General features: G+C 31.2%; 24 protein-coding genes and 4 pseudogenes. 24 read left to right on the top strand and 4 right to left on the bottom strand.

The annotated features are described in order from the left end of the window. The first annotated feature begins 271 nt into the window (after window positions 1-271). On the top strand, window positions 272-418 hold the full coding sequence (locus SB773_RS19680) for a BC1881 family protein (RefSeq protein ID WP_410591570.1): 147 nt from the start codon (window positions 272-274) through the stop codon (window positions 416-418). Window positions 419-761: 343 nt separating this feature from the next. Here SB773_RS19680 and SB773_RS19675 read toward each other — a convergent pair whose 3' ends face one another. Then, a complete protein-coding gene (locus SB773_RS19675; protein ID WP_410591568.1) occupies window positions 762-1,037 on the bottom strand; it encodes a hypothetical protein in 276 nt (91 codons plus the stop codon). Between the two features lie 353 nt (window positions 1,038-1,390). Here SB773_RS19675 and SB773_RS19670 point away from each other — a divergent pair. The 8 genes and pseudogenes from SB773_RS19670 to SB773_RS19635 form a co-directional block, all read left to right on the top strand. Continuing rightward, window positions 1,391-1,606: pseudogene (locus SB773_RS19670) on the top strand (GNAT family N-acetyltransferase); the annotation flags it as partial. Between the two features lie 177 nt (window positions 1,607-1,783). Continuing rightward, window positions 1,784-2,089, top strand: a complete 306-nt coding sequence (arsR, locus tag SB773_RS19665) for an arsenical resistance operon transcriptional regulator ArsR (RefSeq protein WP_002190095.1) — start codon at window positions 1,784-1,786, stop codon at window positions 2,087-2,089. Between the two features lie 60 nt (window positions 2,090-2,149). Beyond that, entirely contained in the window at window positions 2,150-2,587 is a 438-nt protein-coding gene (locus tag SB773_RS19660) for an ArsI/CadI family heavy metal resistance metalloenzyme (protein ID WP_410591565.1), read from the top strand. 18 nt (window positions 2,588-2,605) lie between these two features. After that, window positions 2,606-3,646 (top strand): ACR3 family arsenite efflux transporter, encoded by a 1,041-nt coding sequence (arsB, locus tag SB773_RS19655; RefSeq protein WP_410591563.1) that lies wholly within the window; start codon window positions 2,606-2,608, stop codon window positions 3,644-3,646. 25 nt (window positions 3,647-3,671) lie between these two features. Beyond that, complete coding sequence (gene arsC, locus SB773_RS19650) at window positions 3,672-4,076, top strand: arsenate reductase (thioredoxin) (protein ID WP_410591561.1); 405 nt, start codon at window positions 3,672-3,674, stop codon at window positions 4,074-4,076. Between the two features lie 276 nt (window positions 4,077-4,352). Further along, window positions 4,353-5,336: a phosphotransferase gene (locus SB773_RS19645; protein ID WP_410591559.1), complete on the top strand. Its 984-nt coding sequence runs from the start codon at window positions 4,353-4,355 to the stop codon at window positions 5,334-5,336. Between the two features lie 52 nt (window positions 5,337-5,388). After that, window positions 5,389-5,988, top strand: a pseudogene (locus tag SB773_RS19640) (DJ-1/PfpI family protein). Between the two features lie 17 nt (window positions 5,989-6,005). After that, window positions 6,006-6,152, top strand: a pseudogene (locus SB773_RS19635) (IS3-like element ISBt2 family transposase); the annotation flags it as partial. 98 nt (window positions 6,153-6,250) lie between these two features. Here SB773_RS19635 and SB773_RS19625 read toward each other — a convergent pair. Further along, complete coding sequence (locus SB773_RS19625) at window positions 6,251-6,835, bottom strand: hypothetical protein (protein WP_131245547.1); 585 nt, start codon at window positions 6,833-6,835, stop codon at window positions 6,251-6,253. Window positions 6,836-7,355: 520 nt separating this feature from the next. Between SB773_RS19625 and menA the strand changes: the two genes are divergently transcribed. The 12 genes from menA to SB773_RS19565 all read left to right on the top strand — a co-directional run bounded on the left by menA (window position 7,356) and on the right by SB773_RS19565 (window position 19,788). Next, window positions 7,356-8,267, top strand: coding sequence for a 1,4-dihydroxy-2-naphthoate polyprenyltransferase (gene menA / locus SB773_RS19620; RefSeq protein ID WP_044438462.1), 912 nt, complete (start codon window positions 7,356-7,358; stop codon window positions 8,265-8,267). A gap of 287 nt (window positions 8,268-8,554) precedes the next feature. Continuing rightward, window positions 8,555-8,881 carry a hypothetical protein gene (locus tag SB773_RS19615; protein ID WP_002013624.1) on the top strand — a complete coding sequence of 109 codons (327 nt, stop codon included), beginning with the start codon at window positions 8,555-8,557 and terminating at the stop codon, window positions 8,879-8,881. Between the two features lie 312 nt (window positions 8,882-9,193). Further along, window positions 9,194-9,880, top strand: a complete 687-nt coding sequence (locus tag SB773_RS19610; RefSeq protein WP_088031549.1) for a response regulator transcription factor — start codon at window positions 9,194-9,196, stop codon at window positions 9,878-9,880. Beyond that, entirely contained in the window at window positions 9,877-11,661 is a 1,785-nt protein-coding gene (locus SB773_RS19605) for a sensor histidine kinase (RefSeq protein ID WP_044441748.1), read from the top strand. The genes SB773_RS19610 and SB773_RS19605 overlap by 4 nt, the downstream gene beginning before the upstream one ends. A gap of 126 nt (window positions 11,662-11,787) precedes the next feature. Beyond that, window positions 11,788-12,471, top strand: a complete 684-nt coding sequence (locus SB773_RS19600; protein WP_410591555.1) for an N-acetylmuramoyl-L-alanine amidase family protein — start codon at window positions 11,788-11,790, stop codon at window positions 12,469-12,471. Window positions 12,472-12,742: 271 nt separating this feature from the next. Further along, a complete protein-coding gene (locus SB773_RS19595) occupies window positions 12,743-13,585 on the top strand; it encodes a polysaccharide deacetylase family protein (protein WP_131245549.1) in 843 nt (280 codons plus the stop codon). A gap of 92 nt (window positions 13,586-13,677) precedes the next feature. Beyond that, window positions 13,678-14,358, top strand: a complete 681-nt coding sequence (locus tag SB773_RS19590) for a GDSL-type esterase/lipase family protein (protein WP_410591553.1) — start codon at window positions 13,678-13,680, stop codon at window positions 14,356-14,358. Between the two features lie 428 nt (window positions 14,359-14,786). Then, window positions 14,787-15,476, top strand: coding sequence for a GDSL-type esterase/lipase family protein (locus SB773_RS19585; RefSeq protein ID WP_410591551.1), 690 nt, complete (start codon window positions 14,787-14,789; stop codon window positions 15,474-15,476). Window positions 15,477-15,556: 80 nt separating this feature from the next. After that, window positions 15,557-16,963 carry an MBOAT family O-acyltransferase gene (locus tag SB773_RS19580; RefSeq protein ID WP_410591549.1) on the top strand — a complete coding sequence of 469 codons (1,407 nt, stop codon included), beginning with the start codon at window positions 15,557-15,559 and terminating at the stop codon, window positions 16,961-16,963. A 33-nt stretch (window positions 16,964-16,996) separates the two neighbouring features. Continuing rightward, window positions 16,997-18,136 carry a DHHW family protein gene (locus tag SB773_RS19575; RefSeq protein WP_410591547.1) on the top strand — a complete coding sequence of 380 codons (1,140 nt, stop codon included), beginning with the start codon at window positions 16,997-16,999 and terminating at the stop codon, window positions 18,134-18,136. Between the two features lie 149 nt (window positions 18,137-18,285). Beyond that, the gene (locus tag SB773_RS19570) at window positions 18,286-18,780 is read left to right on the top strand and encodes a DUF4358 domain-containing protein (protein ID WP_215577150.1); all 495 of its coding nucleotides are present in this window, start codon (window positions 18,286-18,288) and stop codon (window positions 18,778-18,780) included. Window positions 18,781-19,077: 297 nt separating this feature from the next. Beyond that, window positions 19,078-19,788 (top strand): alpha/beta hydrolase, encoded by a 711-nt coding sequence (locus SB773_RS19565; RefSeq protein WP_410591545.1) that lies wholly within the window; start codon window positions 19,078-19,080, stop codon window positions 19,786-19,788. Between the two features lie 122 nt (window positions 19,789-19,910). Here the strand turns inward: SB773_RS19565 and SB773_RS19560 are convergent, their stop codons facing one another. Continuing rightward, window positions 19,911-20,261 (bottom strand): YxeA family protein, encoded by a 351-nt coding sequence (locus SB773_RS19560; protein WP_215576442.1) that lies wholly within the window; start codon window positions 20,259-20,261, stop codon window positions 19,911-19,913. A 200-nt stretch (window positions 20,262-20,461) separates the two neighbouring features. Between SB773_RS19560 and SB773_RS19555 the strand changes: the two are divergent. The 3 genes and pseudogenes from SB773_RS19555 to SB773_RS19545 all read left to right on the top strand — a co-directional run. Further along, window positions 20,462-20,802: pseudogene (locus SB773_RS19555) on the top strand (Y-family DNA polymerase); the annotation flags it as partial. A gap of 140 nt (window positions 20,803-20,942) precedes the next feature. Then, window positions 20,943-21,893, top strand: a complete 951-nt coding sequence (locus SB773_RS19550) for a hypothetical protein (protein ID WP_410591543.1) — start codon at window positions 20,943-20,945, stop codon at window positions 21,891-21,893. A gap of 254 nt (window positions 21,894-22,147) precedes the next feature. Beyond that, window positions 22,148-22,828, top strand: a complete 681-nt coding sequence (locus SB773_RS19545) for a DUF6710 family protein (RefSeq protein WP_097960010.1) — start codon at window positions 22,148-22,150, stop codon at window positions 22,826-22,828. 892 nt (window positions 22,829-23,720) lie between these two features. Here the strand turns inward: SB773_RS19545 and SB773_RS19540 are convergent. Beyond that, window positions 23,721-24,587, bottom strand: a complete 867-nt coding sequence (locus SB773_RS19540) for a hypothetical protein (RefSeq protein WP_097960011.1) — start codon at window positions 24,585-24,587, stop codon at window positions 23,721-23,723. Window positions 24,588-24,906: the final 319 nt, after the last annotated feature.

Here is a 24,906-nt window from a genome sequence, read left to right as displayed (position 1 = left end):
AAGAGAGGTAGGGCTTTCATTGTTTTAGGTAATATACTATCTAAGTCATTATTTCTAGAAGAAAAAACAATCAATCTAACCGGTATCTTTAAGAGTTTCTTACATCTACTGAGACAATGAATAGTAATTGTTTATCTTCTTTGCGTAAAATTGATAAACGAACTGGTAACACCATATGGTCAACTACAAAAAATGGTTTCCAGACCAGGAAACCATTTATAATTTCATTTACATAACAATAGTAAATTAAGCAGTAAGAAGGAGTGCACACATGAAAAAAATGTTAACAATAGAATTAAGTAATGAATTAAAGAAGCGGGAAGGGGTCATTTCTATTACAGTGGAGCCTTATGAAAAAATCGAAGTTGGTGGAATTCGTGTAGATGGGCCAGCAGTTATTATAATTAATCAAGAATAGCTAAAAATAGTTGAATGCACTTAGAAAAGGATCAGCCTTTAAAAGAAGGGATGATCCTTTTTGTTTACTGCAGCTAATATGGGATATACAAAACTTTTATCTGATGTATTGGGGTTAAAAGGAAGGAGAGGGTCGGGATTATCATGGTGGAAAGCTTAATATTGGTAGGATTTCTTTTTACGTTATATAAATTAGTTGATAAAAAAACAAACTAATCATTTAAAACGATATATTGTACTCATTCAACAAATTGTATGGATTATGCCAAAACAATAATCAAATTACATCGAATTTGATTTATAACAGATTAGCGTCATAGACGATCAAATAAAAACACAGGGTTTTATCTCTGTGTTTCTTCAAATTTTCGTTTTTGAATATATGCTTGAGCATGAATAATTTCTTCCTGAAGCTCTTTTAATTCTTTCGTAGATTCTGATTCAATAGCCATGTACGTAGTAACTAAACTGATCATCATATCGATCTTCTCTACTATATTTTGAATGACCTGTTCAGATTGCTCTTTTTTAGGGTGTTGTATTGCTATTAATACATTTTCTATATAATTGTTCTTTCTTTGCTGGATATCATAAATAAACTGTTTTGTATTTGAGTTCATTTGTTATTCCTCCGTTTTGGATATACTGCTATTCTATCATATTTGAATAGAAAATATTGGATTCCCCTAAGTTTACACTTGTCTCGCACATTTCCTCAAATATAGAACCTAATTCCTTAACGTACAGGGAACCGGTTTAGATGTGTCTAAACGTACAATTAGCATGAATTCGGCTATCGAACTCCCTATGATATCTTGTTTTCAAGGAACACATTGTCGTTTTAAAGACTTGTACTTGTCTATAGTTTAATTATAACCAACACACAACTGTTTTTCTATGAAAAAGCGATCCTTTCATCCCGTGCCTAAAGGCGGACTAAAGTCCGATATGGGCTTTCCCGTATCGCAAAATCTGTAAGGTTATAGGAAGTTGTAGTTTTCTTAATATGCTTACCAAACATTATCGAGCTGAAGTTGGATATGAATTAAGCAAAGATTACTGGGGAAAAGGGCTAGCTAGTGAAGCATTGGAGGCCGTTGTTAAGTATGGCTATCATCACTTTCAGTTAGAAAGAATTGAGGCTTTAATTGAACCTGCTAATCTCCCATCACAAAAACTAGTAGAAAAGTAAGGCTTTAGAAGAGAGGGGTTACTGAGGCATTATGAATATACTTGTGGCACAGGTATGATTAGAGAAAGGTGTTCTATATTAATCAAAAAAATTGATGAATTAGTTGCATGATAAATTAAGGATTGTATATACTATAAATATCAAAAAAAATTGATGAAGGGAGAGTGAACTACAGTGGCACAAGATTTTCAGCTCTATGAGAAAAAGTTTAAAGCGTTGGCGGATCAGAAGCGTCTAGAAATCATGTATGAACTTTGCCAGCGAGGCCAGACTTGTGTATGTGATTTAACAGAGATTTTTGAAATGACGCAATCTAAGTTGTCATATCATTTAAAGATTTTATTAGATGCAGGTTTAATTGTAAAAGAAACAAAAGGTACGTGGAGTTATTATGATTTAAATGATTCGGAAGTAAATAATTTATTATCAGAAGAATTATGCTGTATCTTTAGAAAAACAGGCAAAGGTAGTTGCTGTTAAAATTTTGCACCGTTAATCAAAAAAAATTGATTAATGAAATATAAAGAGGAGGAATTAGCTATGAGATATGTTCACGTTGGTATAAATGTTACGGATTTAGAGAAGTCTATCGAATTCTACGAAAAGGTATTTGGTGTGTCACCAGTTAAGGTGAAAGTGGATTATGCAAAATTTTTATTAGAGACGCCAGGGCTTAATTTTACACTTAATGCTCGAGATGAAGTGAATGGAAATCAGGTAAATCATTTTGGTTTTCAAGTGGAGACAGCTGAAGAAATTACATTTCATAAAGAAAGATTAGAAAAAGAAGGTTTCTTTGCACGTGATGAGATGGATACTACTTGTTGTTATGCGGTTCAAGATAAGTTTTGGGTAACGGATCCCGATGGTAACGGGTGGGAGTTCTTTTATACAAAAGCACATAGTGATGTTCATAAAATAGAAGATTCATCTTGTTGTACGACTTCTAACGTAGTAGATAAAAATTCTTGTTGTTAATAAGAGAAGGGGGATAAAATGAAGCGTTTATCTTTTCTAGATCGATATTTAACATTATGGATTTTTCTAGCTATGGCTGTTGGAATTGGTTTAGGGTTTGTGTTTCCTAGTGTAGTAGACGGACTTAATACATTACAAGTTGGAACGACATCTATTCCACTTGCTGTTGGTTTAATTTCAATGATGTATCCACCATTGGCGAAAGTTCGTTACGAGGAAATGGGACGGGTATTTAAAGATGTAAAAGTGTTAGTTCTATCTTTAGTACAAAACTGGATTATTGGTCCGGTACTTATGTTTGTTTTAGCTATTATTTTTCTTCCTGATAAACCAGAATACATGGTCGGGCTCATTATGATTGGTTTAGCACGTTGTATTGCAATGGTAATTGTTTGGAACGATCTAGCAGATGGGGATAAAGAGTATGCAGCAGGTTTAGTAGCTTTTAACTCAGTATTCCAAATGTTATTCTTCTCCGTTTATGCATACGTGTTTGTAACAGTCATTCCAGAATGGTTAGGGATTGAAGGGGCTATTGTCGATATTACAATGATAGAAGTAGCGAAATCAGTATTTATCTATTTGGGAATTCCTTTTATAGCAGGTATGTTAACACGCTTTGTACTAGTTAAGTTAAAAGGAAGACAGTGGTATGAAAAGGTATTTATACCGAAGATTAGTCCACTTACATTACTTGCATTATTATTTACAATCATCGTTATGTTCTCTTTAAAAGGGGAAATGATTGTTAGTGTACCATTAGATGTAGTAAGAATAGCAATTCCGTTATTAATTTATTTTATTGTAATGTTTTTTGTTTCTTTCTTTATGGGAAGAAAAATTGGTGCAAACTATCCGGTGACTACAACGTTAGCATTTACAGCAGGTAGTAATAACTTTGAGTTAGCGATCGCTGTAGCAGTTGGTGTGTTTGGTATTCATTCAGGCGCAGCATTTGCAGCTGTTATCGGGCCGTTAGTTGAAGTACCTGTAATGATTGCACTTGTAAACGTTGCTTTTTGGTTTAAGCGTAAATATTTTAATGATCAACCAGTATAATTTAAAAATAAAGGCGGAAAACAACATGAAAAACAAAAAGACAATCTATTTCTTATGCACAGGAAATTCATGCAGAAGCCAAATGGCAGAAGCATGGGGCAAACAATATGTAGGCGATAAGTGGAATATCTATTCTGCAGGAATCGAAGCACACGGAGTAAATCCAAATGCTATTAAAGCGATGAAAGAAGTAAATATCGACATAACAGATCAAACATCAGATATAATTGATGTAAATATTTTAAATAACGCTGATTTAGTTGTTACCCTTTGTAGTCATGCGGATTCTGTTTGTCCTTCGACACCTCCGCACGTAAATCGTGTTCACTGGGGATTGGATGACCCGGCAGGAAAAGAATGGTCTGAATTTCAACGTGTTCGCGATGAAATTGGGGAACGTATAAAACGATTTTCTGAAACAGGGGAGTAAATAAAGGAAAGAGCCAATCTTCTATCGTATAGGAGATTGGCTCTTTTTTCTATACATAGTCACTACTGCATTGGTTTGCAACAACTATCTTAACGAATGTAGAATATTATGTAAGAATGATATAGTTAGAATAGTAGTCCGCCTCTATTAAATTTATATATATAAAACACTATTGATAATTAACAATGAATAAAATTTGGGTTTTTAGAGTAATCGAGATAGTAATCATAAAAAATAGTGTGCAATAAAAATTTTTTCACATGAAAGGAGAATAGTATGAAACACATAATAAAAGACGTATTAATAAATTATTTTAAAGAAATTCATTCACTACTAGTGGAAGAAGAATTACATAAGGACAGTTGGCATACAGATTTGCATTATAAAATCATGGTGAATGGGAATCGGTATTCCGCACGGTTTATAAATAGCGATCGAACAATCAATCCGGCCTTTGGGACGGTATCAAATGAACAATTGAAAGAGCAAGTACGGTTTACGTATTATTTACGAGAGCATGGAATACCATTTATGCAGATTAAGGAGAATATGGCGGGAGAGTCATTTACATTTGTTACTTGGAATGGTGAACAGTACCGGTTTGTATTGTCTACTTGGATTGAAGGGGAACATATTACACATTGTACAGAAATTATGGTAGAAGTCTTTGGAAAGGAAGCAAGAAAGATACATGATATTTCTAGTACATTTCAAAGCTCGACTTTTCAAAAGAAATCTCATTTAGATGGATATGGTGAGTTTATAAAGCTATTAGAAAATAAGGGCGGTACATGTAAGGAATTTCCAGGGTATATAGAGCTCGCTAAGTACCATATAGTATGCGCACATACGAATGATTTGGAGTTTATTGTACAAACAGATTTAAATCTTTTAAATGTCATATGGAACTCAAATCAATGTGTAAAAGGAATTATAGATTTTGAATCGATTGGATATGTAAATCGCATTGAAGGATTAGCCTTTTTAATAAAATGGTACTCTCGAACGAAAGGAATAGAGTCACATGTAGTATGTCCGGAAGTTGCTAGAGCATTTTTAGAAGGGTATAAAGCTAGTAACATTTTAACTTCAAATGAGTATAAAAGACTTTCTTCGTTGCTATGGTTATCCGGTAGTTTAAATTGGAACTTCGTTAAAAAGACGATGAGTCTATTAGGTGACGGGAGAGAATTAGAGGAACATTTGAAAGTTTATAGAGTAAGGGGAGAAAGGTTGTCTTCATTGTTAATTTGTAGATAATATTTCTTCTCTTTTGGGATTTATAAAACAAAGCATATGAGGTGTTCTAAAAATGAAAATACAAATTGTAGTGTTTGACGGTTTTGGAGAGCTTGTCTCCTTTGCACCTTTTGAGGTATTGAAAAGAGCGATAGAAGAAGGGGCTCCGTTTACGGTTGAATTAGTTTCTAGTGAACCAAAACAAGAGGTTACTACTTCGTTTGGAGTTACGGTTAAACTACATGATTTTTTACGAATGGATAATCGTCCAGATTTGTTAATTGTACCCGGCGGTGGCTGGAATCATAAAGCTGAACATGGGGCGAGAAAGCAAGCAGAGATTGGAACTTTGACCAAAATGATTAGAGAGATGCAAAATGAAGGAACGATTGTTGCGGGAGTTTGTACTGGAGGTATGTTACTAGCTGCATCCGGTATATTGAATGATAAAAAGGCAACAATGCATCATTTGGCGCAGAGTGAAATTAGTCAATATGGGGCAGAACTTCTTCATTACAGAATTGTGGATCAAGGCGATATTATTACTGCATGAGGAGTTACTTCAGGAATTGATTTAGGTCTTTGGATCACGGAAAGGTTTGCAAGTCCCAAAATTGCAGCTGCTGTTGAATATAGAATGGAATACGAGAGGCGAGGTGTTGTGTGGAGTTAATTTGAATTCTTTTTCATTTGAAGACAAGAGTTCATTACTCTGAAGAAATAAAGTGGAAAGTGATTCAAATGAAAAAGAATGGGTATTCAAATCGTACCATTATAGAGACACTTGGAATTAAAAATACTACAATTATGTGCGAATTCAAGAAAAATCAAAAGACCTATCCCCTAAAGAATATAGGGAACAGGTGGTTTAGGTATTTTGATATGTGTTCCGATTTTGGGGGTCACTTCAAAAAAAGATAAGTGCTTTTTATTTTTTAGCAACCAGGTAAAACAATCTCCACATTAAAATCAAAATATATATAAGAACTATCTCGACGAATGCTTACTAAAGTTGCTGTACCATTTACTTGTGAAAGTCCATTTACACATAATAGAGGTAAAGATCCATCACAGTTATAGCAAAGAACATTGTTTATTTGTACAACATCATTTAAATATGCACTAAATCCTGTTCTTGGACCTGTACATGGAAAAAATTGAGCTGGAAATCCAAAATAGAATGGTAAATTTCCAACTGCAGTAATTTGAGATACAGAAACATTACATTCTATAACACCACAAGGAGTAGTTACAGATGCTTGAGCATCACATTGAGCAACATTAAGTTTTAAATAAAATGGATCTGTAATTACAGGGAAAGTATCACCAACATGTAATGGCTCTGAAAAAATAATTGATGAAGGATTACTCGTACCGGCCGTTAATCTAATTGTCCCAGAAGTATTTATGACGTTTTGACAAGGAGTAGAACAGTCTAATAATTGTTCTACATCTGATGTACTTTCATTATCTATCTGAATTTTTTCAGAAGTGTTTAAAACTTGATTTAATTCCTCCATTTTTTCACACACCTTTAATTCATTTTTAATCTGCCTTAATAAAAAATGAAATTAAATAAGAATTAGTACATGTATCACTTGTTTTTGGATGTGAGGTATTAGTTCCTAAATAAAATTATTCTTTTTCTGCAGTGGATTCCTTATAAAATGAAATCAATCATAGAGTGCCTTGCTCCGACTTGAACAATCTTAATTTTACATCACATCGCTATCAAGCTAAGAAAATAGAGCTACCTCCAGAATGAGGTTGTGCCCTAACTTGCAATAAAAAAGCTCGTTTTTTCGTTTAAGGTGGATCTGTTTTCTTAAGTTGATGGGCAGGTGACGGTACCACATTTAAAGGAATTTAGTTTTGTTAGCTTAATAGTAATTCAATTTTAAATTTTTTACTTTACTATTATTAGATTTGTTAGAAGGGGTATCATTTATTTGATATAATTAATGGATGTGAATCAAGAAATAGAAAGAAAGATACTTCTAGTGATTTTATACTTAAAATGTAGGGAGATTGAACAGAGTTATGGGGAATGAAAAAGAAATTAGTTCCGCTAAATTAATATGGAAGATGACGCGCCCACATACATTAACGGCGACGTTTTCTCCTGTAATTTTAGGGACAGTGGCATCACTTTATGTTGCCGAAATTCATTGGCTTTTATTTATTGCGATGATGGTTGCATGTTTAGCATTGCAAATAGCAACGAATTTATTTAACGAGTATTATGATTTCAAACGTGGATTAGATACCGCTGATTCTGTTGGCATCGGTGGTGGAATTGTCCGTCATGGATTGAAACCAAAAAATGTATTAACAGTTGCGCTTTTATTGTATGTGGTAGCAGCATTTATTGGAATTTATATTTGTATGAATAGCAGCTGGTGGTTAGTCGTCATTGGTTTAATTGGGATGGCGGTTGGCTACTTATATACAGGTGGTCCATTACCAATTGCGTACACTCCATTTGGAGAATTAGTTTCTGGATTGTTAATGGGGACATGTTTTGTACTTATTGCTTTCTTTATTCAAACGAATACGATAACGATTGAAAGTGTATTGATTTCCATTCCAATTGGAATTTTAGTCGGTGCAATCAACATGTCGAATAACATCCGAGATATCGAAGAAGATATTAAAGGTGGAAGAAAGACATTAGTAATCCTACTTGGGAGAGAAAAAGCAGTAGTAACATTAGCTGTAGCCTTTTTCATTGCTTATTTATGGATCGCTGTGATTGTATTGATGGGTTATATAAGCCCTTGGGCATTAGTTATGTTCCTAGGTTTGAAAAAGCCAATCTCTGCTATTCAAAGCTTCAAAAAAGGAGCAAAGGATCCCGGGTATATGCGCATCGCAATGAAATCAACAGCGATGACAAATACGATTTTTGGCTTCTTATTATCAGCAGGATTATTAATCAGTTACTGGTTTTAAATAAAAAATATTGTTAAGTAACTTAACCCCAATTTCTCAATTTTAATATAGAGAGATTGGGGTTTTTATTTTTGTATTTCTTTAATAATGATCAAACTCTTTTATAACTCTACATTATGTAATAGATTAATTGAGATAAAGATCAGGATAGTTAGAGGAATGATTTTTATATTTGTCTAAGTTATAGAGGTTTTCAATAAATAAATAGTAAAATACAATATTTATTTATTGAAAAACGATAAATGTTATGTTAATCTTTAAAAAAAGATAGACAAGGATGAAGAAGAATGAAAAAAATATTTTTAGTTGGACTTTCTACCATAACTTTGATTATTATTGGTTTTGTCTCTTACATTACATTAACAACGAAAGATCCATTAAGTGACAAAGAATTTCCAAAAACTCAAGAAAAAGCAAAGGCAACTGCTATTGAATATTTTCAAAAAGAAAAACAGTTAGATGTTGTTATAACTAAAGTTGGAGTAGTGGGAGAAATAGGATATAAAGTTTGGATCGAAGGACATGAGCTGAATAATGAACAACAAAAAATTGATGCAATTATAGATGTTGCAAAAGAAGATAAATATAAAGTAATAAGTTCTAATATCAATTAAATATCAATTGTTACGTATAATTGATATTACCTTATAATTCTACCTTTAATATGAAAAAACGCTATCCTGTTTGTAGAAATATACAGAAAGGATGGCGTTTTTGTATGGATCTTTCGATTCAAGATGAGTTTCATTATTTGCTGAAGAATTACAGTTATCTCTGCATTTTATCTTTATATCAGCATGCTATTATCTTGATATAACTATGTTGCATTTAGTAGTGACAGAAATAGTGAAAGATTTCTAATTGGTTAAAATATAAAATGAACTATTTCTTCATAAAAATAAAATTAATCGTGGGGAAGATGAAATATGCAAAGAACAATTTTAATTGTAGAAGATGAAGATATTTTACGTGAAATAATGAAGGATTACCTACTAAACGAAGGATATAACGTCTTAGAGGCGATTGATGGGAAAGAAGCATTATCTATATTTGAAGAACATGAGGTGCATTTAATAATTTTAGACATTATGTTACCAGAATTAGATGGTTGGGCGGTTTGCCGGCGAATTCGTAAGAAATCTAATGTACCTATTATTATGCTAACGGCTCGGGTGGATGAGGATGATACTTTACTGGGATTTGAACTGGGAGCAGATGATTATGTTACAAAACCATATAGTCCTCCTATTTTATTGGCAAGAGCAAAACGATTAATTGAAAGCCGATATTCTTCCACTGTTAATGTATCTACTGCAGACACATTAACTAGTAGTGGTATCCATGTACATTTCCCTTCTCGTACAGTAACTGTAGATGGGGAAGACATAAGTATGACACATACAGAATTTGAAATATTAACGTATTTCATGCAAAATCAAGGGATTGTAATTTCGAGAGAACAACTAATCACTAAAATTTGGGGTTATGAATTCGCTGGGGATGATCGTACTGTTAATAGTCATATCCGTAATTTGCGTCATAAATTAGGACAAAAAGCGACTTGTATTGTAACTGTTGTGCGAGCTGGTTATAAATTTGAGGGACAGGTATGAAAAAAGGAATTGTATTAAAGTTATTTATATTAACTACGGCATTATGCACACTTATTTTAGTGACTATTTTTATTGGACAAACCATATTTTTTAAGCAATATTATTCGAATCGAAAAGTTAATGATATTAAAACGAATATTCAATCCTTTGAAAAGGCATATATAAAAGCTGGAGATGACGCGAAAAGGATTCAAGAATTGGAACAAAATTTCTACCAAGATAATGCGACATGGATTACAACGTTAGATAGTGTAGGGAATATAAAATATGCAAGTGATTTTTCTTTAGAAATTCAGTTAGATCCTAACCAAAATAAGACCTTTTCTGAACGTTTAATTCAGATACCGTTGTATAGTTTTGTTAATTTAGAAGATATACAAAGGATAAAAGATAGTTTAGAACAGGGGAATCATATTATTATCGATGGAGTGCAGGAAGGTGATGCAGTAGTCCCTGCGATGTTAACAATAAAAGAGAAGAATGTTGGTTTGGAGAACAAGCAGTTGTCAGAGAAGTTATATGGCCCAAAAGTCGCATCTTCAAAAGGAAATTCACAGTTATATTTAGCAGGAAGTATTAAGAACGTGCAGTTACCGGAGGGTACTGTAGGAACTAACTCTATTTATGGAAATCGTGTGTTAATAGATAGAATAAAACAATTTCAGGTTGATTTAATATTAAATCAAAAACCAAATAATATTACTTCTACAGAAATAGTGGATTATGAAGAAAATGATATTAAATATAAACTATTAATCAAACCAACAAAAGATGCAGATGGTAAGGTAAATTATATATTTGCTATGACATCATTACAGCCAGTTGATGAAGCTGTGCAAATGATAAAGGATTATTATGTATATTTAATTATATTTGTTTTGATTTTAATCGTTTTGATATCGTTCTATTATTCAAATAAAATTGCCAAACCACTATTACAAATAAATGATACTACAAAAAAAATCGCTGGTTTAGATTTCTCAGAGACAATACCTATTACTACAAAGGATGAAATAGGTGCTTTATCACAAAATATTAATACACTTTCTAAGGCTTTGCATTCGTATATTAATCAATTGCAGCAAGATATAGAGAAAGAAAAGCAATTAGAAAATACACGTAAAGAATTTATCGCTGGTGTTTCACATGAGTTAAAAACACCTTTAAGTATTATGAAGAGCTGTATTTCAATTTTGGAGGATGGTGTTGCTAGTAATAAAAAGGAGTATTACTTTAAAGCAATGTCAAAAGAAGTAGATAAAATGGATATGCTCATTATTGATATGCTGGAGTTAGCAAAATTCGAGTCTGGTACGTATAAAATGGAAATGGATGTTTTCTATATTGATGAGATGATTGATTATATATGTGAGCAATTAACCTCGGATATAACAGCTAAGCAATTACATGTCCATAAACAACTTTCTAAAATTGAGGTAGTTGCAAATCCACATCGAATAGAACAGGTGGTTACTAACTTTATTACGAATGCGATTCGTTACACACCAGAACATGAGAATATTATTATTTCTACATTAGAAGAAAATGAACGTATAAAAGTATGTGTAGAAAATAAAGGGGCTCATATCGCGCCAGAACATTTAGAGAAAATATGGGATCGTTTTTATCGAGGAGATACGTCTCGTCAACGTTCCAAAGGCGGAACAGGATTGGGCCTTGCTATTTCAAAAAATATATTAGAGCTGCATGGCGCGGAATATGGTGTTTCGAATACAGAAGATGGAGTATTATTTTTCTTCTATTTAAATAAAAACGTGTAGAATTGTCGTTCTACACGTTTTTATCATTTTTAAACAAAATCGACATTATCTGCATCTTATCTTTATCAGCATTCATTACTATTTTCATTAGAAACTGAATGAAAAGCTGATAAGGAGATTGTTAAAATGAAAAAAAGAGCGACATTGCTTTTATTTATAATATTAATAATGGGCACAGGAGTTAGTTTCATACATGCTAAGGGGCATAAAAATATATCACAAGAGGATTTACGATTAAGAGGAAAAACAATTGTAATTGATCCAGGGCATGGTGGAGGAGATAGAGGGACGAAAGGAAAGAAATTTGGAACGATTGAAAAAGAGCTTAATTTAAAAGTAGCACAAAATATAAAGAAAGAATTAGAAGAAAGAACGGATGCGAAAGTTATATTGACACGTGAAAAAGATACGAGCTTACTTCCAGAAACAAAGCAAAAGGAAGAATTACAAGCACGTGTCAAAGTAGCTAAAGATCATTCGGCAGATCTTTATATTAGCATTCATCATGATGCTTTTGAGGATATAAAAGTAAAAGGAATAACAACTCATTATGGATCTAATAAAAGGAAAGATAAAAAATTAGCTAAGATCGTACAAGAAGCTATTTTTGATCAAAATATAGACAGCCGAGATAGAGGCGTTCATGGCAGTGATTTTCTTGTCTTACGAGAAAATCCTTCTCCGGCTATCCTAATAGAATTAGGGTTTACATCTAATGCGAGTGATGAAAAAAGAATGAATTCAGAAGAATTCCAAGCAAAATCGCAAAAAGGAATTGTGGATGGCATTATTAATTATTTTACGATGTAATAAAATAGGAAAATAGAAAAATACTATTCTTTCTAAATCTTAATTAGGAAGAGTAGTATTTTTTATTTTTGGTGTATATCCAGTTTTCAAATTTAAGAATTAACTTAACTTTATTCTTTAACTGATTTCGACATTATCTGCATTTTATCTTTATCCATCTCTATTAATCTATTTATTGTAAACACCGGTTGAAACGAATGATTCAGTCGAGTAAAGGCTCAGCCTTATAAATAACGAATATGAAAATTAATAGAGAAAGGATCGAAAAATAATGAAAGAATCACAAAATAAGAAAAAAACAAGTCGATTAACTAAGGTAATAATATCTCTAGGAGTTGTTTTAGCAACGACCTTTTTCACATTCTTTTTAATAGGGGAATGGAACTCTATCCCAGCAAAGGGAGTAGCTAATGAAAATAGTAAACAAGTTAATACGCAACAACAAGAAAAGAAAAAGGAAACACCACCGACAAAACAGAAAAGACCTGATGGAAAACCGGTAGGAAAAGTTGTGTATTTAACATTTGATGACGGTCCTAGCGAATTAACTGGGAAAATTTTAGATGTACTCAAAGAGCAAAATGTTGCCTCTACATTTTTTATGCAAGGTAGCAATTTACAAAATACAGGTTTTCAGGAAAACGTAAAACGAGCGGTAAAAGAAGGACATTATATTGGTGCTCATAGTATGACACATAATAGTGAGAAGCTATACAAAAAAGGACAATTTGTACCAGAGATGAAAGAAACGTTAGATCTTATTCATAATATTACGGGTACAAATCCTAAACTGGTCCGTCCGCCATATGGATCTGCACCAGGATTAAAGGGAGAGGAAATTCGGAATCAAATTGTAGAAGCAGCAATAAAAGTTTGGGATTGGACAATAGACTCAAATGATTGGAAATTAAAAGATAATCCAACTCAGATTATCGAAAATGTAAAGAAACAAACAACAGAAGAAGTAGAAGTTGTTTTAATGCATGAAAAGGCGCAAACATTACAAGCTCTTCCTGAAATTATTAAATTTTATAAAGAGCAAGGGTATGAATTTGGGGTATATAATGATGAAGATCATTTTCGTCTAAACTTCCAGAAAGATCAACGTTTATAGTATAAACATGGTTGTCTTTAAAAATTGGTTTTTATCAGTAAAAATGTTATCTAATTTTACTAATAAAAGCACTGTAAGGAAGGAAATTGTATATGATTAAAAAAATAATTACAATCCCATTGATAGGTATCATCGCTTTATCAGCTTGCGGAGATCCAGATAGTCAGAGAGATATTACTAGTCCAGTCTCTAAAATAGACTCTTCTTCTACCACTTTTGAAAAAGAACACATCTCTTCGTCTAATATAGATACTTCGACATTTAAATCTATTTTTAAATCAAGTGTATTTTTAGGGGATTCCATTACAGATGGACTTCATGATATTGATATATTAGACGAAGAAAACATTGTAAGTGGTATAGGGAAATCAATTGGAGATGCTCAAAAAAATATAGAGCAAGTAGTTAATCAAAAACCGAAAAATATATTTATTTTACTTGGGTTATGTAATCTTAGTGAAGCAAAAGAATCTGTAATAACCCAATATTCTCAACTGATTCAAAAAATAAAAGAAAAATTACCTGATACAAAAATAAATATCCTATCAATTACACCAGTTACACCAGAACGTACACAAAAAGAAGAGCGTTATAAAAACATTAATGATTTTAACGAAGGATTTAAAGTGTTAGCAAAGAAGGAACAAGTGAATTTTATCGACTTGTCCCCGATATTTAAAGATAATCCAGACCTCTATGTTAAGGATGGCATCCATTTTAAATCTGAATTTTACCCGATTTGGTTAGACTATTTAAAAAATCAATTAAAATAAACAAAAAAGTGTTTTTATTATTAAGTTATTACTTTTAATGTGTTTAATGTTTAAAGCTAATATAAAAAGGAAGTGAACTATTGCTAGCTACAATAATTCGCTTCCTTTTTTGTTTAAACCAACACATATTCCCTATCTTGAAATCGACCGTTAACAAACCATTTCATGGGTTATTAAACACATTTTCTTCAATCAAAATTCATATTCAATCTCAGAAATATAAGCATCAAATTATTCTTCTGTTAAGTTATTTAATAATTAATTTTCAAACTGTTGATTCTTTAAATTATATCTATATAATCTGCATCTCATCTTTACCCGTAACGATTAATCTATATTTTGTAAACGAAAGGTTCGCATTGAAAACAAAAATAACATTGCTATATACACCATCGCTTACGAAATAATGACTTGAGAGGAAGATAGAAATGTTAAAGAAAGTATGTGTTTGTCTACTTACGGGGGCCGTTGCATTGACCTCCGCAGCCTGTGTAAATAACGGGACTGAAAAACCATCAAATAAGGTTACTCAAAATGCTACGCATGAAAAAACATCGAAAGATAGTGCGTATAAACCTATTTTTAAAAATAGTTTATTCTTTGGAGATTCCATTACTGAAGGAATGATTGATCAAGAATTAACCGAAGATAAAAACATTATTGCTGACAAGGGGAAAGTTACAGTAATCGCTATAGAGGAAGATGTTAACAAAGTAATAGAAACAAAACCTGAACATATTTTTATGAGTTTTGGAACGAATGATTTACTGATGCCTATGGATCTGGAGGGGAAACCTATCGAAAATCCAGTTAAGTTTTCAATAGATAATTATTCCAAATTAATACAAAAAATAAAAGAAAAACTTCCAAATGTAAGCATACACCTTTTATCTGTTACACCAGTTGCAGATAAGGTATTACAAGAACACCCACAATATAAACATATTGATGAATATAACGTGAAACTTAAAGAATTAGCAAAAGCTGAGAAAGCAGAGTACATCGATTTATCTCCAATCTTTGAAAAAAACAAAGATTTACATGATCAAGATGGTGTGCATTTTAAAGCTGATTATTACAAGATGCTACTTGAACAATTGAAAGGTTCTGTTAAGTAGTATCTATATTTGAAATTTACAGTTCTTATGTAAGGACTGTAAATTTTTAAGAAAAAATAATTGTAGGAGGTGAAAGAACAATGGTGTTCAGTAGTTTAACTTTTCTTTTCATGTTCTTACCATTAGCTCTTATTATTTATTACGTATCACCTAAAGTTCTTCGAAATTTTATATTATTTATCGTCAGTCTCATTTTTTATGCATGGGGTGAGCCTGTTTATATAGTTATTATGATATTCTCTACTATATTTGACTATGTTAATGGCGTGCTTATAGATAAATATAGAGATAGAAAGGGGATTACAAAAGCGATATTTATTAATTCCATAATAATAAATTTAGGAATACTGGGATTCTTCAAATATTATGGTTTCGTAATAGAGAATATCAATACTCTTTTCAATTTAAATATTCAGGTCGAAACGCTTCCTCTTCCGGTGGGAATCTCATTCTATACTTTCCAAACGATGTCTTATGTGATTGATGTTTATTTAGGGAAAGTACAAGCGCAAAAAAATATTATTTCTTTTGGTACTTATGTTACGATGTTTCCTCAACTTGTTGCAGGACCTATTGTAAAATACAGTGATATTGACAAACAATTACAAGAAAGAAAAGTAACATTTGATCGTTTTGGTGAAGGAATGGAATTGTTTATTAGAGGCCTTGCGTTAAAAGTACTTTTAGCTAATAATATAGGACTTCTTTGGACAAGTGTAAAAACAACTTCTATATCAGAACTTGCGATCCTTACAGCATGGATTGGGATTATTGCTTTTGCTTTCCAAATATATTTTGACTTTAGAGGATATTCAGCTATGGCTCAAGGGTTAGGCAAAATGTTTGGGTTTGATTTTCCAGAAAACTTTAATTATCCCTATATATCAAAAAGTGTAACTGAGTTTTGGCGTAGATGGCACATATCGTTAGGCTCATGGTTTAGAGAGTATGTATATATTCCTCTCGGCGGAAATCGGACTGGATTAATCAAGCAACTTAGAAATTTACTTATAGTTTGGTTCTTAACAGGATTGTGGCATGGAGCAAACTGGAATTTTATTGTTTGGGGATTGTATTTTGGATTATTTGTAACACTAGAAAAGCTATTTCTTTTAAAATGGCTTAAAAATAGAATGAGCTTTATCGGACATGTGTATACACTTATCATTGTTTTAATTGGATGGATATTTTTTGAATTTGAAAACTTATCAGTAGCAATGAATTTCATAGGAACAATGTTTGGCTTTAATCAATCCGTTTTCTTGGATAATAAAACTCTATATTATCTAACAACTAATTTTATACTATTTATTGTCCTTGCATGTTGTTCAACACCATTCCCAAAAAGGGCAATTGTATATGTTAGAGAAAAGCTGAAGTTACTAGGTGCTATTGGCATTCCAGTTTTGTATGTCATACTAGCAGTTCTTTCAACGGCGTATTTAGTGAATGACACATATAATCCATTCTTATACTTTAGGTTTTAATGATATCGTATTTGTTTGAAAGGGGTGAGTTACTTGAATCAGTATGAAAAAATATACAAACACACATTGGCAGGGTTATTGACACTCTTTATAGGGGGAATGTTCAGTGTAAATTTACTAACTCCCAATAAAACATTTTCAGATGAAGAGAATAGAAAGCTAGAACAGTTTCCGGCGTTCTCTTTCCAAAATCTTATAGAAAAAAAGTTCACTTCTAGCTACGAAAAATATATTTCTGATCAGTTTGCATTCAGGGACTTTTGGATAAACGTGAAATCTGATATGGACTACAGACTAGGAAAGAAAGAGAATAATGGTGTGTATATCGGTAAAGATGGCTTTTTACTTCAAAAGTTTAGTAAGCCTGAAGAACAAGATGTAAATAGCAAAATAGAAGCAATAAATGATTTTCATCTTGCAAATCCTAATGTGAAAATGCAAGTCATGTTAGTACCTACAGCAATTAGTATTTTAGAAAATAACCTCCCAAACTATGTTTCTCATAGTGATGAGCTTACGTATATTAATAAAGTGAAAAAATCTTTAGATAAGGATATAAACTTTATTGATGTATATCCTGTATTGAGTTCTAAAAAGGATGAATATATATATTATAAAACCGATCATCATTGGACTACTAAAGGTGCATATTATGCCTATCAAGGGCTAGGTGAAAATATGAATTTTACTCCTAATAAAGATAGTTCATTCAACATTAAACAAATTACAAATAGCTTTTATGGATCCCTATATTCAAAAGCAGGCTTTAAAAATATAGATCCTGATAGTATTGAATTATATGAACAAAAGAAAGCTACCCAATATAAAGTAGAGTATATAGATGAAAGCAAAACGTCAACTTCTCTTTATGAAATGGAGAACATTAAGAAAAAAGATAAATATACTGTATTTTTCAATGGGAATCATCCCTTAATAAAAATAAAAACTGATAATACGAATGGGAAAAAATTATTAGTTGTCAAAGATTCTTATGCAAATTCTTTACTGCCTTTTTTACTACCACATTTTAGTGAAATTCATATAGTCGACCTTAGATACTATACAGATAGTCTAAATATGTTGGTACAGAAAAATAAAATCAATGATATGTTAGTGCTTTATAATGGAAATACCTTCTTTGAAGATGCATCTATAAATGATTTATCTGAATAAGAGAATTAGTTGTACTTAATATATGTCCTAGCTATAAAGATCATTATCCTCGTCTTTAATTTATTTATGTCAATGGCCGTATTCATTAAATATAAATCGTTACAATACTGATTCAAATTAAATATTTGAAGCAACTAAATGAAAAGGAGATAAATTTGTTGAAACCTTTTAATATAAAATTCATTATTACTATTATTGTTTGTACGATTACCTTAGGAGCTTTAAGTGGTTGTTTTGGAAAAAAAGAAAGTGTCAATAGCCTTTCAGCTACAGAAATAGGGGAGAAAATTAAACATGTCACTAACCTAGAAGAAATGAAAGAAGGAGATAGTAAAAAACTTCAAAAGCTATATAACATAAATGCTGATGAAGTCGAAAGTTTTGTGCTATATACCGCTCCTACAAATATTAAAGCTGATGAAATTGCTGTAATGAAAGTAAAAGATATGAAAAATGTAGAAAGCATTAAAGAGAAAATTTCAAATAGGATTGAAAAAAAATCAAAAAGTTTTAAAGACTATCTTCCAGAAGAATATTTTTTAATAGAAAAACGTGTCTTAAAAACAAAAGATAATTATATCCTTTTAGCAATATCAAAGGATGCTGATAAAATTGAAAAAACGTTCGATGAAATTTTCAAGTAATATAGATTTGAAAAACAAGGGATTAAATAAAAATATTTTCATATCGTGCATTTTTATTACTAAATCAATAACTAAGCCAAAAGCCGATTTCCTATACGATAAGGAAATCGGCTTTTTCTTTATAAAATTTTATTTAGCTTATGAAGCTTGCGTTTTAAAATAATATATTGAATTTATGTTAAAACGGCATTTCAGGGCTCGTATTATTTTTTCTAAACTTATTAGTTAAGATTATTCGACAATCATATTAATAATAATTAAAGTATAGGATATACACATCTTAGGGAGGGCATATATGTGAAGAAGTGGATGAAAATTGTTCTGTACTCTTTATTAGGTATTTTACTTATGGGAAGTATTACTTTTTTTGTTTGGTCTCAGTTTACTTATAAACCAACGAAAGAGGCTTTGTCGTTAGTAGATGATAAAAAAGAGGAAGATAATATAGTATTTGGAGAGAAAGATGCTAAAATAGGGATTATTTTTTATCAAGGAGCTAAAGTAGAAGCTGAGGCTTATAGTTACTTAGGGGAAGCTCTTGCAAAAGATGGGCATTTTGTAGTGATGCCTAAGTTACCATTAAACTTAGCGATACTTGGAATCAATGCGGTAGACAGTGTAATGGAAAAGTATCCTGAAGTTCAGAAATGGTATGTTGCGGGGCATTCAATGGGGGGAGCTATGATTTCTAAGTATGCTTTTCAACATGAAGACAAGGTAGACGGGATCATTTTCTTAGGTTCGTATCCTGCAGATGATTTTTCTACCAAATCAATTCCGATGTTACCAATTTATGGGGAAGTAGATGCTTTAGCAACTGTAGAAAAAATAGAGAACAATAAAAAGTTAATGTCAAAAAATACAACTATGCACATGATAAAAGGCGGAAACCATGCTCATTTTGGCATGTATGGTGAGCAAAAAGGTGATAATGCGAGCTTAATTACGTCAAAAGCACAACGAGATGAAACAGTGAAAGTAATTGAACAATGGTTATTAAAACAATGATAATTAATTTAATAAATTTATCGAAAGAATTTTCTTTCCTCAAGTGTGTGAAGGGCGATAGATGAGAGAGAGGGAATAAAGAGCCAACTCATACGAGTAGGCTCTTTCATTTATACGCTGCATTACAATTGTCCTCTTATTTTCTCCGGAATATCCTTTTCAGAAATAACGTCGTAAGAATAGACATACTTTCCTTTCACATGAATTTTCAAGTAAGTTTTTCTTATAAAATCATTAGGGGTGCTAGCTCCTACTGTATATTCTTTCTCATTTCTTGATTCATCAACACCTTTTAGGGAGTACATAGCTCTGCCTTTATGATGATAATCTGGAACGGCATATCCCTTCGCAATGGCGTATACATTTTTTTCTTCAGCAATCGGATTAAATCTGTCCAAATCCCCACGTAATATGAAAGGTAGTAAGTATATAGGGAGGCTTATTCCTATTATGCAAAGTACAAATTTCTTCATAATTGTTTCTCCTTTTATGTATTTACATTTTCAGTATAGAAAAAACTTCTTATGAATATAGAGGGGAATTCCTTAAGTTTTTCGTAAATAGATTTGTAAAGTACGGTTATTTTAACCAAAATTTTCATGAAAATAACTTTTTAAAAAACATAAGTTCGTATATAATAGGAACGAATGTTCTTTTGTTGGGGGTGATAACCTTGTATGATTATTCTCTTTTACCAAATCGTATTATTCTTTGTGTAGATCTTCGTAGCTTTTATGCGAGCGTATCATGTATTAAAAAAGGCTTGATCCGCGATATACAAAATTGGCTGTCGTCGGAGATGTGAATCGAAGCGGATCGATCGTATTAGCAGCAACACCACCATTAAAAGCGTTAGGAATAAAGAAGATGGCTCGTTTGTACGAAATACCGAAGCGACCAGATATTATTATTGTGAATCCAATTATGCATACGTATATGAAATGTTCAACTTATATAACAGGTTTAGCTTTACAGTATGTTGCACCGGAAGATTTTCATCAATATAGTATCGACGTTCTGTTATGCTAAAGTAAACCAAATAAAATGGTTTACTTTTTTTGTTTATAGCTTACAAGGAATGTATTTTAATAGTGTACTAGAAGAATTCTGGTACACTATTAATTAAATTCAGTAAATGAGGTGAGAATTGCAGGGTGAAACATGAAAATACGTATGGATTAAAAGTAAAAAAAGCTAGTAATGGAGAAGTTTTAAGGTATTTAATTGTGGAGGATGGTATTCCTGTACCAGAAGTATGTTTATGGCTTGATTTTGTTTCAATAAATAGTTATCTAACAGGAGAAAGGTATGCTTATACTTTATTACGATATCTTCGATATTTAAAAGGGAGGAATATCCATTATAAAAATGTGACTAGAAAAGGAGTAATAGAAGAATATGAGTTGCAAAGTCCTATTTTCAAGAAAAGTATCAAGGGAGATAAGGTACTTGTTTTCTCTAAGAGTTGGGCTCCTATTTTAAAAAGTGGGGCCATATATAGAAAGAAGAAATCAACTAAAATAGAATCGGAAAATTATATGTTAAAACGTTTAATAATTGATTTTATTGTTGAAAAGGTAGTTACAAATAAGGACAAACTTTCTGAAGTAAAAGAGTGGATTAATAATCACAAAAAAATCATAACATTAAATTCTATATTAATAGGAATTTTAAGGAATGGGATGATTAGTGAAGAAAAAGTAAAGTTAAAAGATTTTATAAATAATTTATTAAGTGAAAAAAGTGTGGGGAATATAAATACACGTAACCAATTATTCGAGAAAATAGAAGCAGTTTTGTCACCTTCAGTTGGTGAAGTTAGTAGTAAAGTAGATGAGGATGATATTTTTACTATTCACTCAGTAAAAGGTGAAACACTGCGTTCGGCTTTAGTTGTGGATTTTGATGATAAACCTTTAACTAAGATTTTATTACATAAATATGGGGTATATGAAGAAGGTAATTATTTATATACAAATAATAATTTATTATATGTAGCTATGAGTAGAGTTACACATTTATTTGTATTTGCCATGCATAAAGATGATTGCACTAATGAAGTATACAATGGAATGAAATCCGGTTGGATGATTAAATCGATTTAATAGTATTTGTAGGTATAATTTGATAAACATATCTTATAGATATGTATTTTATAACAAGTTAATAGAAGTTATTTTGAATAGATTTTAATTTAAATGGATTCATTACTCTATATACAAACGGTTAGTGAGGGGATATTCAAATTTCTTTAAACGAAGAAGCAGTTTTAAAGGTTGATTAAAACTTATTTAAAAGCCTTTTTATTGTAAAAACAAAGGTTCTGACCTTTTCTAATGTGTTGAAAGGAGAGGAGAGTATGTTTAAAAATATTCTATGTAAAAACAGAGATGGTTCCAAATTTGAACCATCTCCAGAGCAAAGGTTCTTGTACACTATGGAAATTATTCATACTTGGTTAGAAGAAGAAAGCGAATCATTACAAAAAAATATAATATTAGACTACATGATGGATGTAATTCGAGAAGATCTTAAAACGAGTGTAATGACTACTATTTTTTATAGAGAAGAACACTTTAAGGACTATGATCGCCGAATGTTTTTTCCAATGTCGTATTATAATGAGAATGGTGAGGAGTTAAAAATTTATGGGATATCAAATAAAGAATCTATAAACATCAATCTTAAAGATGAATGTGTTATAGCAATACCATGGAACCGAAAGCGTATGAAAAAAGCAGTAAAAGAAATATATATAAGGGATTTTGTTTTTGATCCATATAACCATGAATCTACATATTATACACCAATAAATGTTTGTCACATTGAATGTGGAAACCACTCTATAGCAGCTGGAATAGGGTATGCAAAAGGGAGAATAACTTCTAAAAAGGTTGACATAAGTGAAGCTTTTCCACATTTATTTTCTGATGGAGCGTATTGGTATAATGTACACACAAAGCGAAAGTTATATCCTGTATTTGATTTTCGTATTGCTATTCTATTCGAATTAGCTAAATTGAAAAATAATATTGAATAAGAGTTATTTCTATTGAAACCAAGCCTGAAGTTTCTCTAAATTAACAATAAATTTTATTGAATTCCCTAAGTCTATTAAAATTTCAATAATCCCCACTTTCTTATTTGAAAATAGGGATTATCGTTATAACTTTATTATGCGTGAACAAATTGTAAAATATATGTTCAATTAATATTTTTGATTAGAATTTGCTTCAAATTTTAAAAGCTGTGACCATCATATAGCTATATTGTTTCGAGTTTTAAGAATAATCATATAGGGTGTTCAATTTTTTAGTATGATTTCGTTTTCATTCGCTGTAAAACAAATTTTTTTGTGATAGTTATGAATTTTTATTGGTATATTTAAGTTTCGTTTCATATTTAAAGAGTTGTAGCCATCATATAGCTATAACATTTCAAGTTTTAAATAATAAGTACCGTTGTAGGAGAATCGACTTTTTAAATGTTCTATTATGCAAAAGTAAACCAAAGAAACTGGTTTGCTTTTTTTGTTTATTTATGGCTAAAAGGAATGGTTATTAATAGTGTACTAGTAGACTTCTGATGCGCAATTTATTCGGAAATTTTAATTTTATTTAGAAACGTAATCTGGATACAGATATTGTTTTAGCTAAAACAATTGGTATAGGAAAAATTGATAAATTCATATTAAAAGACATTTCTCCAAAGAGCTTCAACTGTAAAAAGATAATAAAGCTATTAAAGTTTAAAACCTAAAACAAGCATAACCCAGTTCTAAATTTAGAGCGGGATTAAAATATAGTTGCTTAATTTTCGATATAAGTTACTTAACTGTACTCAAAAATATAATAATAAAGTTGTTTAATAGGGGTAGAACCACGTGTGTTTTTAGTCAATTCCAATTAAATAATTTAACCTAAAGTTTTATTTTATTTTTTAGCTGCGTAATCACCAAAATAGTAAGTTCTATCTAAATCATCATATTTAGGATTAGCAATTATGGTGTATTTACCATTTTCATCAACTTCAAACAAAGCTACATTATTATATTCCCATCCTACAAAATGATCTGGATTTGAATCATCTACTAACATATCTATGTTGTATATCCCTTTTGTTAATACCCTACTTTTTTGGAAATCCTCAATTAAATCTTTGGCCTTTGGAATAGGATGTTTATTTTTATTCATGTCAAATTCAAATAGAAAATTCACCACACCTACATACCTGCTATTATAATTTTCACGTCGGGGGTCACTTGGTATTAGTATAGGTAAAAGTCCAGTAGTATCAATCTTTTGGGTCTTTTTAAAATCATCAAGTAGTTCTTGAGAATTACTTATATTTAACTCGATGTTGTCGTAAGGGAATATACGAATAGGTCCATTTTTTTCTGGGACAGCTTCATTAGGATATTTTACTAACCCATATTTTTTTATGATCTGTTTCATTACTTGAACTACTTCTGGATGTTGCTCAATATATGCACCTGTGAATTGTTCGAGATAGATATCATCACTATCATCTTCTAAAATTTTCAAAGTATCTCTTTCAATCATTAGGAACGGATAAGCACGATATGGCTTTTTAATTTCTATATAAGTTTGATGGTCAATCCCATTAAGCCAATTATTATCTGTCCGAATAACAGAAAACTCATCTTGTATTCCATAGTTTATTTTTAAATATTCTTGTATTGGTTGATTCAGTTGATCTTTAGGGAAATAGCATCCACTAAGAATTAGGAATGATGTACTTACTAAGATGACTTGAATCAATCTTTTAATATTCTTCATTTTTCTCCCTACATTTCTAGAATTTTATTAACATTATAACATTTTCCATTAAACTAAACTGCTACGTTGACTTAAATACACTTCTTCACAATATTAACAATTAATAAAATCACTCTGCAATCTGGTCCCATTGCTGAATAACATGACCGGCATTTTTACAACAACTTTATTATGTTTTAAAAGACTTTACTGTAAATTAAACAACTAAAAGCCTTGCTACATTTATATCGTAGCAAGGCTCTTTAAATCTGAATGTACACGGATCGGAAGTACGATTGGTATCAGTTTGTATATCTAGGTATATTCCTTTCTAAGGTCT

Origin of the sequence: Bacillus sp. SIMBA_074 (genome assembly GCF_046534555.1) — a bacterium.
GTDB lineage: Bacteria > Bacillota > Bacilli > Bacillales > Bacillaceae_G > Bacillus_A > Bacillus_A mycoides.
Note: the sequence above shows the minus strand (reverse complement) of the source record. Positions and strands in the feature narration are given on the sequence as shown.